This window comes from Streptomyces sp. NPDC098781 (genome assembly GCF_044759995.1).
In the GTDB taxonomy this organism is placed as follows: domain Bacteria; phylum Actinomycetota; class Actinomycetes; order Streptomycetales; family Streptomycetaceae; genus Streptomyces.
In genome coordinates, this window is sequence record NZ_JBIWAK010000004.1 from 232,206 (window position 1) to 246,446 (window position 14,241).

The 14,241-nt window shown below is 70.3% G+C and carries 10 protein-coding genes; 3 read left to right on the forward strand and 7 right to left on the reverse strand.

Annotated elements, in window-relative coordinates:
• Window positions 1-69: 69 nt before the first annotated feature.
• On the forward strand, window positions 70-1,614 hold the full coding sequence (locus tag ACIQWG_RS17970) for an MFS transporter (RefSeq protein WP_404096340.1): 1,545 nt from the start codon (window positions 70-72) through the stop codon (window positions 1,612-1,614).
• Between the two features lie 6 nt (window positions 1,615-1,620).
• Here ACIQWG_RS17970 and serA read toward each other — a convergent pair whose 3' ends face one another.
• From serA to ACIQWG_RS18000, 6 genes are all read right to left on the reverse strand, one after another.
• Window positions 1,621-3,210 carry a phosphoglycerate dehydrogenase gene (gene serA / locus ACIQWG_RS17975; RefSeq protein WP_404096343.1) on the reverse strand — a complete coding sequence of 530 codons (1,590 nt, stop codon included), beginning with the start codon at window positions 3,208-3,210 and terminating at the stop codon, window positions 1,621-1,623.
• A 229-nt stretch (window positions 3,211-3,439) separates the two neighbouring features.
• Window positions 3,440-4,438, reverse strand: coding sequence for a ketol-acid reductoisomerase (gene ilvC, locus ACIQWG_RS17980; RefSeq protein WP_404096346.1), 999 nt, complete (start codon window positions 4,436-4,438; stop codon window positions 3,440-3,442).
• Between the two features lie 129 nt (window positions 4,439-4,567).
• Window positions 4,568-5,092: an acetolactate synthase small subunit gene (gene ilvN, locus ACIQWG_RS17985; RefSeq protein WP_007496172.1), complete on the reverse strand. Its 525-nt coding sequence runs from the start codon at window positions 5,090-5,092 to the stop codon at window positions 4,568-4,570.
• A 21-nt stretch (window positions 5,093-5,113) separates the two neighbouring features.
• A complete protein-coding gene (locus tag ACIQWG_RS17990) occupies window positions 5,114-6,961 on the reverse strand; it encodes an acetolactate synthase large subunit (RefSeq protein ID WP_404096349.1) in 1,848 nt (615 codons plus the stop codon).
• A gap of 243 nt (window positions 6,962-7,204) precedes the next feature.
• Window positions 7,205-10,222: a putative bifunctional diguanylate cyclase/phosphodiesterase gene (locus ACIQWG_RS17995; RefSeq protein ID WP_404096351.1), complete on the reverse strand. Its 3,018-nt coding sequence runs from the start codon at window positions 10,220-10,222 to the stop codon at window positions 7,205-7,207.
• 451 nt (window positions 10,223-10,673) lie between these two features.
• Window positions 10,674-11,624, reverse strand: a complete 951-nt coding sequence (locus ACIQWG_RS18000) for a 2-hydroxyacid dehydrogenase (protein ID WP_404096353.1) — start codon at window positions 11,622-11,624, stop codon at window positions 10,674-10,676.
• Between the two features lie 76 nt (window positions 11,625-11,700).
• Here ACIQWG_RS18000 and ACIQWG_RS18005 point away from each other — a divergent pair, with 76 nt between their 5' ends.
• Both ACIQWG_RS18005 and ACIQWG_RS18010 read left to right on the forward strand, forming a co-directional pair.
• Window positions 11,701-12,699, forward strand: a complete 999-nt coding sequence (locus tag ACIQWG_RS18005; RefSeq protein ID WP_404096355.1) for an aldo/keto reductase — start codon at window positions 11,701-11,703, stop codon at window positions 12,697-12,699.
• 135 nt (window positions 12,700-12,834) lie between these two features.
• Entirely contained in the window at window positions 12,835-13,977 is a 1,143-nt protein-coding gene (locus tag ACIQWG_RS18010) for a PQQ-dependent sugar dehydrogenase (protein WP_404096358.1), read from the forward strand.
• Between the two features lie 14 nt (window positions 13,978-13,991).
• On the opposite strand, the gene ACIQWG_RS18015 is transcribed toward ACIQWG_RS18010, so the two are convergent.
• Entirely contained in the window at window positions 13,992-14,225 is a 234-nt protein-coding gene (locus tag ACIQWG_RS18015; protein WP_404096360.1) for a DUF6191 domain-containing protein, read from the reverse strand.
• Between the last annotated feature and the right edge of the window lie 16 nt (window positions 14,226-14,241).

Sequence of the window (14,241 nt, forward strand, 5' to 3'; positions counted from 1 at the left end):
AGCGTCTCATACGGACGTCTTAAACAACCGTTCTAGACAAGTGTTTAAGACGCGCGTACATTCACCGGCATGACGACGAACCCGACGAGCACCACCACCCCGCCGCCCCGCGCCGGCCGGCGCGAATGGACCGCGCTCGGCGTGCTGATGCTGCCGCTGCTGCTGGTCTCCATGGACGTCTCCGTCCTCTACTTCGCGATCCCGGCGATCAGCGCCGACCTGGAGCCGAGCGGCACCCAGCAGCTGTGGATCTTCGACATCTACGGATTCGTCCTGGCCGGCCTGCTGATGACGATGGGCTCACTGGGCGACCGCATCGGCCGCCGCAGGCTTCTGCTGATCGGCGCCGCGGCCTTCGGAGCCGCCTCGCTGGTGGCGGCCTACGCGAACAGCGCCGAGACCCTCATCGCGGCCCGCGCGGTCCTCGGCATCGGCGGCGCGACCCTGATGCCCTCGACGATGGCGCTGGTCCGCACGATGTTCAGCGACCCCGCCCAGCGCGCGAAGGCGATCGGCCTGTGGTCCGGGGTGATGACGGCCGGCATCGCGCTCGGCTCCGTGATGAGCGGACTGCTCGTCGAGCACTTCTGGTGGGGCTCGGTCTTCCTGGTCAACCTGCCCGCGATGCTGCTGCTGATGGTCCTCGGCCCGCTGCTGCTGCCCGAGTCGAGGAACCCCGGGCCCGGCCGCTTCGACTGGCTGAGCGTCCCCGTGTCGATGGCGGCCGTACTCCCCGTGATCTACGGCCTGAAGGAGATCGCGGCGGAGGGCTGGAACGTGCGGTACGTGGTGTCGGTGACCGTCGGCCTGCTCTTCGCCGCGCTGTTCGTCCACCGCCAGCGCACCACGGCGTCACCGCTGATCTCGCCGGAGCTGTTCCGCGGCCGCGGCTTCAGCCCGGCCGTCGTCCTGAACCTCGTCGCCGCCTTCGGCATGATGGGCTCGGCCTTCTTCACCACGCAGTACATCCAGTCGGTCCTGGGCATGAGCCCCCTGGAGGCCGCGCTGTGGAGCCTGTTGCCGTCCGTGCCCATCGGGCTGGCGGCCCCGGTCGGCGCCCAGCTCGTGCAGCGGGGCGTCCCCCGGGCCTATGTGGTCGCCGCGGGCTTCGCGTGCACCGCCTGCGGCTACGTGTTGCTGACGCTGACCGGCACCGACTCCTTGTGGCTGCTGCTGGCCGCGTGCGCCGTCCTGGCCTGCGGGGTCGTCGTCGCCATGTCCCTGCTGGCCGACCTGGCCCTGAGCACGGCCCCGGTGGAGAAGGCGGGCGCCGCCTCGTCCCTGCTGGAGACGGGCACCGAGTTCGGCGGCGCGCTGAGCATGGCCTTCCTCGGCTCCATCGGTACGGCGATCTACCGCCACGAGATCCCGGAGTCGGTCCCGGACGGGGCGCGCGAGACGCTGGGCGGAGCGCTGGCGGTCGCCGATCAGGTGCCGGGCCTGGCCACGGTCGCCCGACAGGCGTTCACCAGTGGGATGCACGGGGCGGCGATCGCGGGAGCCGCCGTACTGGCGGGAGCGGCTGTGCTGGCGTCCGTGACGCTGCGGCGGGTCGAGGTGCGGACACACGAAGACGCCGGACAGGCTGAGCGACTCAGCCCGTCCGGCGTCTAGGTGAGATCAGACCAGGTTGACCGAGCGGGCCGAGGTCGCGCCGATCTCCTCGGCCAACTCCGTCAGCACCGCCTGCGTCACCGTGTCGTCCACCGTGAGAACCGCCAGGGCCTCACCGCCGGCGACGGCACGCGAGACCTGCATGCCGGCGATGTTGATCCCGGCCTCACCGAGGATGCGGCCGACGGTGCCGACGACACCCGGCCGGTCCTCGTACCGCAGCACCGCCATGTGGTCGGCGAGGGCGAGGTCCACGTCGTACTCGCCGACCGCGACGATCTTCTGGAGGTGCTTGGGGCCGGCCAGCGTGCCGGACACCGACACCTCCTCGCCGCCCGCGAGGGTGCCGCGCACGGTGACGACGTTGCGGTGCTCGGTCGCCTCCGAGCTGGTCGTCAGCCGCACCTCGACACCGCGCTCCTGGGCGAACAGCGGGGCGTTGACGTAGGACACCGTCTCGTCGACGACGTCCTCGAAGACACCCTTGAGGGCGGACAGCTCCAGCACCTTCACATCGTGCTGGGTGATCTCGCCGTACACCTCGACGTCGAGGCGGACCGCGACCTCACCGGCGAGCGCGGTGAAGATCCGGCCGAGGCGCTCGGCGAGCGGCAGACCCGGCTTGACGTCCTCGGCGATGACACCGCCCTGGACGTTCACCGCGTCGGGCACGAGCTCACCGGCGAGGGCGAGGCGCACCGACTTGGCGACGGCGATGCCCGCCTTCTCCTGCGCCTCGTCCGTGGAGGCACCGAGGTGCGGGGTGCACACGACCTGGTCGAACTCGAACAGCGGGGAGTCCGTGCAGGGCTCCTTCGCGTACACGTCGAGACCGGCGCCGGCGACCCGGCCCTCCTTCAGCGCCGAGTACAGCGCCTCCTCGTCGACGATCCCACCGCGGGCGGCGTTGACGATGCGCACGCTCGGCTTGACCTTGCGCAGCGCCTCGTCGCCGATGAGACCGAGGGTCTCGGGGGTCTTCGGCAGGTGGACGGTGATGAAGTCGGAGACCTCGAGCAGCTCGTCCAGCGACAGCACCTTCACGCCCATCTGCGCGGCTCGCGCGGGCTGCACGTAGGGGTCGTAGGCGACGACCTTCATGCCGAAGGCGGACATACGCTGCGCGACGAGGGCGCCGATGCGGCCCAGCCCCACGACACCGAGGGTCTTCTCGGCGAGCTCGACACCGGTGTACTTGCTGCGCTTCCACTCGCCGTTCTTCAGCGCGGCGTTGGCCTGCGGGATGTTGCGGGCGGTGGCGAGCAGCAGACCGCAGGCGAGCTCGGCGGCGGTCACGATGTTCGAGGTGGGGGCGTTGACGACCATCACGCCGGCCTTGGTGGCGGCGGAGACGTCGACGTTGTCCAGGCCGACGCCGGCTCGTGCGACGACCTTGAGCTTCTTCGCGGCGGCGACGGCCTCGGCATCGACCTTGGTCGCGGAACGGATCAGGATCGCGTCCACGTCGGCGATGGCGGGCAGCAGCTCCGCCCGGTCGGCGCCGTTGCAGTTCCGGATCTCGAAGTCCGGACCGAGCGCGTCCACGGTCGCCGGCGAAAGCTCTTCAGCGATGAGTACGACGGGTTTCGAGCTCACGTGAGTCCTCACATGTCCATTGCGGACGGCCGTCCCGACGGCCGCAGGCGGTGGAGGGGTGGTCCGCGTGGAAGACGCACGACGCTGTGGGCCTGACGCGTATGTAGTACGGCAGTGTAGTGCCGTGGCAGGGGCCGTTCTGTGCCTCTGCGGAAGGATCACCCGTCCGTGATGCGACGGGATGGACAACGGGGCCGGAGCGAGCTGCTCCGGCCCCGTGGCCTGAGGCTTACGCCTCCTCGTTCACCCAGCTCATGAGCTTGCGCAGCTCCTTGCCGGTGGTCTCCAGCAGGTGCTCGGAGTCCTGCTGCTTGTACTCGTTGTACTTCTTCAGACCGCCGTGGTACTCGTCCATCCAGGCCTGGGCGAAGGTGCCGTCCTGGATCTCGGCGAGGACCTGCTTCATCTCGGCCTTGGTGGCGTCGGTGATGATCCGCGGGCCGGTGACGTAGTCGCCCCACTCGGCGGTCTCGGAGATCGACCAGCGCATCTTCTCCAGGCCGCCCTCGTACATGAGGTCCACGATCAGCTTCAGCTCGTGGAGGCACTCGAAGTACGCGATCTCCGGCTGGTAGCCGGCCTCGGTCAGCGTCTCGAAACCGGCCTTGACCAGGGCGGCGGTGCCACCGCAGAGGACGGCCTGCTCACCGAACAGGTCGGTCTCGGTCTCCTCGGTGAACGTCGTCTTGATGACGCCGGCGCGGGTGCCGCCGATGCCCTTGGCGTACGACAGGGCGAGCGCGAAGGCGTCGCCGGAGGCGTCCTGCTCGACGGCGGCGATACACGGAACGCCGCGGCCCTCCTCGTACTGGCGGCGGACCAGGTGGCCCGGGCCCTTCGGGGCGACCATGCAGACGTCCACGCCGGCCGGGGGCTTGATGAAGCCGAAGCGGATGTTGAAGCCGTGGCCGAAGAACAGGGCGTCGCCGTCGTTCAGGTTCGGCGCGATGTGCTCCTCGTAGACCTGGGCCTGGATCGGGTCCGGGACGAGGATCATGATGACGTCGGCCTCGGCGGCGGCCTCCGACGGGGTCACCACGCGCAGGCCCTGCTCCTCGGCCTTCGCCTTGGACTTGGAGCCCTCGTGCAGACCGACACGCACGTCGACACCCGAGTCACGGAGCGACAGCGCGTGGGCGTGGCCCTGGCTGCCGTAACCGATGACCGCGACCTTGCGGCCCTGGATGATGGACAGGTCGGCGTCGGCGTCGTAGAACAGCTCGGCCACTTTGGGTTCTCTCCTTGAGTGCAGATGGTGCGTCCCACCGTATGACGGTGGGGGGAAGGGAAGTTTCAGGGTCTCGCCATACGGGCGGGATCCGGACGGCCGGAGTCACCCGACCGTCCGAACGCGTCCCTATGCCGAGCGGTCGAGCGCGCGCAGCGAGCGGTCCGTGATCGACCGCGCGCCGCGGCCGATCGCGATGGTGCCGGACTGGACGAGCTCCTTGATGCCGAACGGCTCCAGCATCTTCAGCATCGCCTCCAGCTTGTCGCTGGAGCCGGTGGCCTCGATGGTGACGGCCTCCGGGGAGACGTCGACGGTCTTGGCGCGGAACAGCTGGACGATCTCGACGATCTGGGAGCGGGTCTCGTTGTCGGCGCGCACCTTCACCAGCACGAGTTCGCGCTGAACGGCCGAACCCGGCTCCAGCTCCACGATCTTCAGCACGTTGACGAGCTTGTTGAGCTGCTTCGTCACCTGCTCCAGCGGGAGGTCGGCGACGCTCACCACGATGGTGATGCGGGAGATGTCGGGGTGCTCGGTGACGCCCACCGCGAGCGAGTCGATGTTGAAGCCGCGGCGGGAGAACAGGGCGGCGATCCGGGCGAGGATGCCGGGCGTGTTCTCCACCAGGACGGAGAGCGTGTGCTTGGACATGGTCTTTTACGTCTCTCTCGCTCAGTCGTCTTCGTTGTCGCCGAAGTCGGGGCGCACGTCCCGGGCGGCCATGATCTCGTCGTTGGAGGTGCCGGCGGCGACCATCGGCCACACCATCGCGTCCTCGTGGACGATGAAGTCGACGACGACGGGACGGTCGTTGATGGCGTTGGCCTCCGCGATGACCTTGTCGAGGTCCTCGGGGGACTCGCAGCGCAGGCCCACGCACCCCATCGCCTCGGACAGCTTCACGAAGTCCGGCACGCGCGTGCCCTTGGCCTCCGGGTTGATGTCCTCGGGGCCGCTGTGCAGCACGGTGTTGGAGTAGCGCTGGTTGTAGAACAGGGTCTGCCACTGGCGGACCATCCCGAGGGCGCCGTTGTTGATGATGGCGACCTTGATCGGGATGTTGTTCAGGGCGCAGGTGGTGAGCTCCTGGTTGGTCATCTGGAAGCAGCCGTCGCCGTCGATCGCCCAGACCGCCCGGTCCGGCACGCCGGCCTTGGCGCCCATCGCGGCCGGGACCGCGTAGCCCATCGTTCCGGCGCCGCCGGAGTTCAGCCAGGTGGCGGGCTTCTCGTACCCGATGAAGTGCGCGGCCCACATCTGGTGCTGGCCGACGCCGGCCGCGAAGACCGTGCCCTCGGGGGCGAGTTGACCGATCCGCTCGATGACCTGCTGCGGGGAGAGCGAGCCGTCGTCGGGCTGGTCGTAGCCGAGCGGGTAGGTGTCGCGCCAGCGGCTGAGGTCCTTCCACCAGGCGCTGTAGTCGCCCTGGTGGCCCTCGGCGTGCTCCTTCTGGACGGCCTGGACGAGGTCGGCGATGACCTCGCGGGCGTCCCCGACGATCGGCACGTCGGCGTCGCGGTTCTTGCCGATCTCGGCCGGGTCGATGTCGGCGTGGACGATCTTGGCGTACGGGGCGAAGCTGTCCAGCTTGCCGGTGACGCGGTCGTCGAAGCGGGCTCCGAGGGCGACGATCAGGTCGGCCTTCTGAAGCGCGGTGACGGCGGTGACCGCACCGTGCATGCCCGGCATTCCCACGTGCAGCGGGTGGCTGTCGGGGAACGCGCCGAGCGCCATCAGGGTGGTGGTGACGGGCGCTCCGGTGAGTTCGGCGAGGACCTTCAGCTCGGCGGTGGCGCCGGCCTTGATGACACCGCCGCCGACGTACAGCACCGGCCGCTTGGCGGCGGTGATCAGCTTGGCGGCCTCGCGGATCTGCTTGGCGTGCGGCTTGGTGACGGGCCGGTAGCCGGGCAGGTCCATGGTGGGCGGCCAGGAGAAGGTCGTCTTCGCCTGGAGGGCGTCCTTGGCGATGTCGACCAGGACCGGGCCGGGGCGGCCGGTGGAGGCGATGTGGAACGCCTGCGCGATCACCCGCGGGATGTCCTCGGCCTTGGTGACCAGGAAGTTGTGCTTGGTGATCGGCATGGTGATGCCGACGATGTCCGCCTCCTGGAAGGCGTCGGTGCCGATCGCCTTGGAGGCGACCTGCCCGGTGATGGCGACCATCGGCACCGAGTCCATGTGCGCGTCGGCGATCGGCGTGACCAGGTTGGTGGCGCCCGGTCCCGAGGTCGCCATGCAGACCCCGACCTTGCCGGTGGCCTGCGCGTAGCCGGTCGCGGCGTGGCCCGCGCCCTGCTCGTGCCGGACCAGGACGTGGCGCACCCGGGTGGAGTCCATCAGCGGGTCGTACGCCGGGAGGATCGCACCACCGGGAATGCCGAATACGGTGTCGGCGCCGACCTCCTCGAGCGAACGGATCAGGGACTGCGCACCCGTGACGTGCTCGGGGGCGGACTGCTGTCCTCCGGATCGGGGCCGCGGCTGCGGATTATGGGCCCCGGTGGCCTGCTCGGTCATCGGCATTCTCTTCTCGATGCTGAGGGTTTTTGCGAGATTTGAGCGGAGTTACGGTGCTGCACGACTGGCGCCTGTGCAACAAAAAACCCCTCGTGCCATAAGGCAAGCGAGGGGAGCGCGCCGGGTGTGGACGCTGGGAGTTCCGGATCTGTCCGGACGTCACCAGCTTCAGCCGACGCGCTTTCCAAGTACGAGAATTCGGGTGCGCATGGCACAGACCCTCCCCCCGGCACACACCCACTGTCAAGTGGGTGGGACGGGAGTCTCATTATGTGAGCGGAGGGTGCTGCCGCCACCGAGAACGGCGGGCACACCGTTGGTGTACACCCCCGCTCCCCCGCCGGCGAACGCCGGTTCGGCCGGTCCGTGCGGAACCGGATAGTGGCCGGAACCGATCGCCCGGCGCAGCCGGTACTCGTCCAGCGGTCCGGAGAACGCCATGCCCTGCCCGTGCGTACACCCCATCGCGCGCAGCGCCACGACCTGCTCCGGCAGATCCACGCCGTCGGCCACGGACTGGAGTCCCAGGTCGCCGGCGATCCTCAGCAACCCGCTGGTGATCTTGTGCAGCCGCGCGGACTCGACGACTCCCTCGACCAGACCACGGTCCAGCTTGAGCACGTCGACGGGGAGCCTGCGCAGCGCGGTGATCGCCGCGTAGCCGGTGCCGAAACCGTCCAGGGCGATCCGGACACCGAGTCGGTGCAGACCGCTCAGACGGCGCTCCAGATCGTCCAGCGAGATGCGCGGGTCGAGGTCGGACAGCTCGATGATCAGCGAGCCGGAGGGCAGTCCGTGCCGGGTCAGCAGCGCCTCGATCGAGCCGAGCGGCATCGACCGGTCCAGCAGCCGGCGCGCGCTCATCCGTACCGCGACGGGTACGGCGAGCCCGGTCGCGGTGCGTTCGGCGGCCTGCTCCACGGCCTCCTGAAGCATCCAGCGGCCCAGCTCGGCGGTCTTGTCGCTGTCCTCGGCGACCCGCAGGAATTCGGCGGGCGTGAACAGCACCCCTTGCGAGGACCGCCAGCGCGCCTGGGCGGCGACCGAGGTGATCCGGCCGTCCTCCAGGCACACCACCGGCTGGTGCAGCAGCGCGAACTCACCGTCGTGCAGCGCGGCACGCAGCCGCGTGGCCAGCTCCGCCTTGCGTACGACGTCCTGCTGCATCTGCGGCTTGTACAGCTCGACGCGGCCCTTGCCGCCCGCCTTCGCGCGGTACATGGCGAGGTCGGCGTTGCGCAGCAACTCGCCCGCGCCCAGGCCCGTTTCGGCGAAGGCGACGCCGATGGAGGCGTTGACCCGGACATCGTTGCCGTCGATGAGGTACGGCTGGGACAGCGTCATCCTGAGGCGGTCGGCGAGCTCCAGGATGTGCCGTTCGCGGGCGGTGCGGTCACGGGTGTTGTCCCCGGCGATCAGGGCCGCGAACTCGTCGCCGCCCAGCCGGGAGGCGGTGTCCCCGCCCCGGACGGCCTCCTGGAGTCTGCGGGCGGCCTGGACGAGCAGTTCGTCCCCGGCCTGGTGCCCGATCGTGTCGTTGACGCCCTTGAAGCCGTCGAGGTCGATGAAGAGGACGGCCGTGTTGCGCAGGGCGACGCCCCGGTCGGAGGCGCGGCGGCCGGAGAGGGCCTGCTGGACGCGCTGGGTGAACAGCGCGCGGTTGGGCAGGTCGGTGAGCGGGTCGTGCTCGGCGTTGTGCTGGAGCTGTGCCTGGAGGCGCACTCTTTCGGTGACGTCCCGGCTGTTGAAGATGAGGCCGCCGTGGTGCCGGTTGACGGTCGACTCGACGTTGAGCCACGCGTCCTCCCCGGACCTGAAGCGGCACTCGATGCGCGTAGTGGGTTCCTCGAGTGGGCTGGCGGCGAGGAAGCGGCGCACCTCGTGCACCACGCAGCCCAGGTCCTCCGGGTGGATGAGGTTGGCCAGTTCCGTACCCACCAGGTCCTCCGCGGAGCGGCCGTAGACCCCGGCGGCGGCCGGGGAGACGTAGCGGAGGATGCCGTTGGGCGCGGCGATCATGATGACGTCGCTGGAGCCCTGCACCAGGGAGCGGAAGTGGTTCTCCTTCTGGGCCAGTTCCTGGGTGAGGGTGATGTTGTCGAGCAGCATGATGCCCTGGCGCACCACGAGCGCCAGCACCACGGTGCCGCCGGTGATCAGCACCACGCGGTCGACGCTGCGGCCGTTGAGGACGTTGTAGAGGATCCCCAGGGTGCAGACGGCTGCCGCGAGGTACGGGGTGAGCGCGGCCAGGGAGCCGGCGATCGGCCGGGTGGCCGGGTACCGGGTGTGCTCGGCTGTCTGTGCGGGTGTGTGGTGGTGGCTCGCGCCGCGCTGGCCGGGCACGTGCTCGTGCACCACGCGCGTGTGCCCCGCCCGGTCGTGCCGGTCGCCGTCCTCCTGCCCGTGCCGGGGCGCGGCCCAGGGGGCGTACGCCAGGAGCAGCGAGCCGGCGAACCAGCCCGCGTCGAGCAGCTGGCCGGAGCGATAGCTGTTGTGCAGCAGCGGCGAGGTGAACAGGGCGTCGCACATCACGGTGAGGGCGAGCGCGCCGATCGCCGTGTTGACGGCGGTGCGGTTGGCCGAGGAGCGCCGGAAGTGCAGTGCGAGCACCATGCTGACCAGGGCGATGTCGAGCAGCGGGTACGCCAGCGAGAGCGCGGTGTGCGCCACGCTCGTCCCGCCGCCGGAGTCGATCTTGGCCGCCTGGGCGAGCGCGAGGCTCCAGGCCAGCGTCAGCAGGGAGCCGCCGATCAGCCAGGCGTCCAGCCCGAGACAGACCCAGCCGGCCTTGGTCACCGGGCGCTTGGCCAGCACCAGGAGTCCCACGATGGCGGGCGGCGCGAAGCAGAGGAAGAACCCGTCGGCGTAGGAAGGGCTGGGCACGGGCAGCTCAAGGACGACCTCGTACCACCCCCAGACCAGGTTGCCGAGGGCCGCCATGGCCGACGAGAGCGCGAACAGCAGCCAGGCGGGTCGAAAGCGGATACGGCGGCTACGGGCGTAGCGGAAGCAGGACACGGCGGCGGCGCCGGCCGCGGCCGCCAGCCCGAAGTCGCCCATGATCAGCGCCACTTGGCTCGAACCCCAGCCGAGCGCGGAACCGACGGCGTATCCCGCGCACACCAGGGCCAGTACCAGTTGGGGATAGAGTCCCGGGCCGTTGCCCCTCGACGAGGGGCGAGGAAGCCTCATCGGCGACGGACGCCGCGCCGGCAGCGCTGCGTCGAGCGTGGTCGTGGGGGGCGGTGGCGAGCTCACCGGTCCCTCCCGGTCCGCGCCGCTCGCGGGTCCCGAGGGTCCCGCCGCGCTGGGTGGGCATGCCGCCTGCGGTTGCTGTGTCCGCGGTGGTGATGGTTGTGACGGCAGCCGTGGGTGCCGTGCCGGCCGCGTCTGCGCGTGGCCGCTCGCCAGGGTCGGCGCCGGCAGCCCCGTCGCGTCGGATCGCTCGTCCATAGGCCGTGCATCGCCCGTCGCCCCCCTCACAAATCTGACATGTCCATCCCCGGCGCCGACAGTGCGCGGCGCTGCCCCTGTCCGGACGATACACCAGTCTCGTCACTCAGGGACATAGCACCTCTACGCTCCGTGACGACCAGCGCATATGCGAGTACGGACCGCTTCCGAGGGGTTGCGGACGGTACTCGAAACGGATTATGGGCCGGTTGCACGCGACACGCGCGGCACCCGCGCGATGCTCAGCCGATCGGCGTCACGCGGGCGTCGAGCCCGTCGTAAGGATCACGTTGCGCAAGGGCTCCCGGTTCACGTAACGAGTCAACTGGTCCACCAGCAACCGCTTGGCGCGCGGCAGGAACGCGGACGTCGGGCCGCCCACGTGCGGGCTGATCAGCACGCCCGGCGCGCGCCACAGGGGGTGCTCCCGGGGCAGCGGTTCGGGATCGGTGACGTCCAGCGCGGCGGTGATGCGCCGGGTCTCCAGCTCGGCCAGCAGCGCCTTGGTGTCCACGACGCCGCCGCGGGCGACGTTGACCAGCAGCGCGCCGTCCTTCATCCGGGCCAGGAAGTCGGAGTCGACCAGGTGACGGGTGGCGTCCGTCAGCGGCGTGGAGAGGATGACCACGTCCGCTTCCGGGAGCAGGGCGGGCAGTTCGGTGAGCGGATGCACTGGTCCGCGCGCCGTGGTGCGCTCAGAGCGCGCGACGCGCGCCACCCGCGCGAGTTCAAAAGGCGCGAGCCGGTCCTCGATGGCGGCCCCGATCGAGCCGTATCCCACGATGAGGACGTTCTTGTCCGCGAGCGCGGGCCGGAAGCCGCCGAGCCACTCGCCGCGGTCCTGGGCCCGCACGAAGTCGGGGATCCCGCGCAGTGAGGCGAGGATCAGGGTGAGCGTGAGCTCACCGGTGCTCGCCTCGTGCACCCCGCGGGCGTTGCACAGCCGCACGCCGGACCGCAGATGCCGCAGTCCCGGCTCCACGTGGTCGGTGCCGGCGGACAGCGTCTGCACGACCTCCACATTGGCCATCTCCGGCAGCGGACGCTGCCCGAGACCGGGCGGCTTCATGTACGGGACGACGTAGAAGGCGCACTGTGCCGGGTCCGCGGGGAAGTCCTCGGCACCGTTCCAGAAGCGGTAGTCGAGGCCCTCGGGGAGGCCCTCGATGTCTTCCGGCGGGATGGGGAGCCACACGTCAGCAGTCATGGTCAGGAGGCTATGTCAGGCGAACTGGAGTGCAGAGGTTAGGTTGGGGTGCCGGAAGAGGGAGGGTCACGGCCAGGTGGAGCGCAGGACGATCGGCGCGGCGGCGCTCACGGTGGGAGCCGTCGGGCTCGGGTGCATGCCGATGAGCTGGGCGTACAGCTCGTCCCGGCAGCGGGGCGAGGAGTCGGTCAGGGCGGTGCACCGGGCGCTGGATCTGGGCTCGACGCTGCTGGACACGGCCGACATGTACGGCCCGTTCACCAACGAGCTGCTGGTGGGGCGGGTGTTGAAGGAGCGCCGCCAGGACGCGTTCGTCTCGACCAAGGTCGGACTGCTGGTCGGCGAGCAGCACATCGTGGCCAACGGCCGCCCCGGCTATGTGAAGCGCGCCTGCGACGCCTCGCTGCGCCGCCTACAGACCGACGTCATCGACCTGTACCAACTGCACCGCGCCGACCCCGAGATCCCCGTCGAGGAGACGTGGGGCGCGATGGCGGAGCTCGTCCGGGCCGGAAAGGTACGGGCGTTGGGGCTGTGCGCGATGGGTGCGCGCGGTGGCCGCCGTTTCGGCACCCGCCTGCACGACGCGACGATCCGGCAGTTGCAGCGGGTGCAGCAGGTCTTCCCGGTGAGCGCGGTGCAGGCCGAGCTGTCGGTGTGGTCGCCCGAGGCGCTGGAGGCGCTGCTGCCCTGGTGCGAGGCGCGCGGCATCGGCTTCCTGGCGGGGATGCCGCTCGGCAACGGCTTCCTCAGCGGCACGCTGACCCCCGGCCAGGGCTTCGAACCCGACGACGTGCGCGCCCGGCATCCCCGCTTCACGGCGGAGATGATGGCGGCGAACCAGCCGATAGTGGCCGGCCTGCGACGCGTCGCCGCCCGGCACGGGGACGGGGTCACCCCGGCCCAGGTGGCGCTGGCGTGGGTGCTGGCGCAGGGTCGGCATGTGGTGGCACTGCCCGGCACCAAGCAGGAACGCTGGGTGACCGAGAACGCGGGGGCCGCCGGGGTGCGGCTGACCACGGATGACCTGGCCGAGGTGGCGGAGCTGCCGGGGGCCCGGGGATCCTGGGACTGACGTTCGCCGGGGGCCGGGCGGCACGGATTCGGGATTCATGGATCGGGAACCTGTGCGGCGCGAGCGGTGTATGACAAGTAGAACCCGCGACGGGACCGCCGCATCGAAGGGACCTTGATCGTGCAACGTCGAGCTGTGTCGGCCGTATTGGCCGCGGCCGCGCTCCTGCTGACGGCCGGCTGTTCCTCCGACGACGGGGGATCGCCTGCCGAGGGCGACAACAAGGCGCCGAGCAGCAGCGCCACGGCCGCACCGACCCGGCAGGCGGCCGAGACCCCACCGGCCCAGGGCTCGGTCAAGGTGGTGCGCACGGTCGCCGAGGGCCTGGCCTCCCCGTGGGGTCTGGCCCCGCTGCCCGACGGCGACCTGCTCGTCTCCTCCCGCGACGAGGCCACGATCACCCGGGTCGACTCGGAGACCGGCAAGAAGACCGAGCTGGGCGAGGTGCCGGGAGTGTCACCGGCCGGCGAGGGCGGCCTCATGGGCCTGGCACTCTCCCCCGACTACGCCTCCGACCACATGATCTACGCGTACTTCACCTCGGCCTCGGACAACCGCATCGTCCGCATGCTGTACGACGAGCAGAAGCCGGCCGGCGACCAGCTCGGTGCGCCCGACACGATCTTCAAGGGCATCCCCAAGGGCTACATCCACAACGGCGGCCGGATCGCCTTCGGCCCGGACAAGATGCTGTACGCGGGCACCGGGGAGAGCGGTGACACGGGCCTGTCCCAGAACAAGGAGTCCCTGGGCGGGAAGATCCTCCGCCTGACACCGGAGGGCGAGCCGGCCCCGGGCAACCCGTTCCCCGACTCCGCCGTGTACTCGTACGGCCACCGAAACGTCCAGGGTCTCGCCTGGGACTCCCAACAGCGCCTGTTCGCGGCGGAGTTCGGCCAGGACACCTGGGACGAGCTGAACGCGATCAAGCCGGGCGACAACTACGGATGGCCCGAGGTCGAGGGCAAGTCGGACGACTCCGCATACCACAACCCCCTGGCCCAGTGGGGCACCGACGACGCCTCCCCCAGCGGCGTCGCCTACGCCGAGGGCTCCATCTGGATGGCCGGTCTGAAGGGCCAGCGCCTGTGGCGGATCCCGCTGGACGGCACGGAGGCATCGGCGGACCCGCAGGCCTTCCTGGAGGGCGAGTACGGCCGGCTGCGGACGGTGGTCTCGGCGGGCGGCGACAAGCTGTGGCTGGTCACCAGCAACACGGACGGGCGGGGCGACCCCAAGGACGGGGACGACCGGATTCTGGAGGTGCAGGTGACCTGAGCGGCGCTTACCCCTTACCCCTTACCGCTTTCCCTTGCCCCGTCGTCCCCGCCGCCTCCCTCGTCCCCGGCGTCCTCCTCGGCCCGTGCCTCGGGCGGGCGCACGACGACCTTCCCGGACGCCAGGTCTATCGGTCCCCGCCCGGGGTCGTTGTCCCCGACGTCCTCACGGGTCAGTTCCAGGCGGTTCTGTTCGTCGGTGGTGTGCTTGCGACCAGGGGAGAAGAGTTCCTCGAACGCGTTGAACACGGAACCTCCCTGAGCC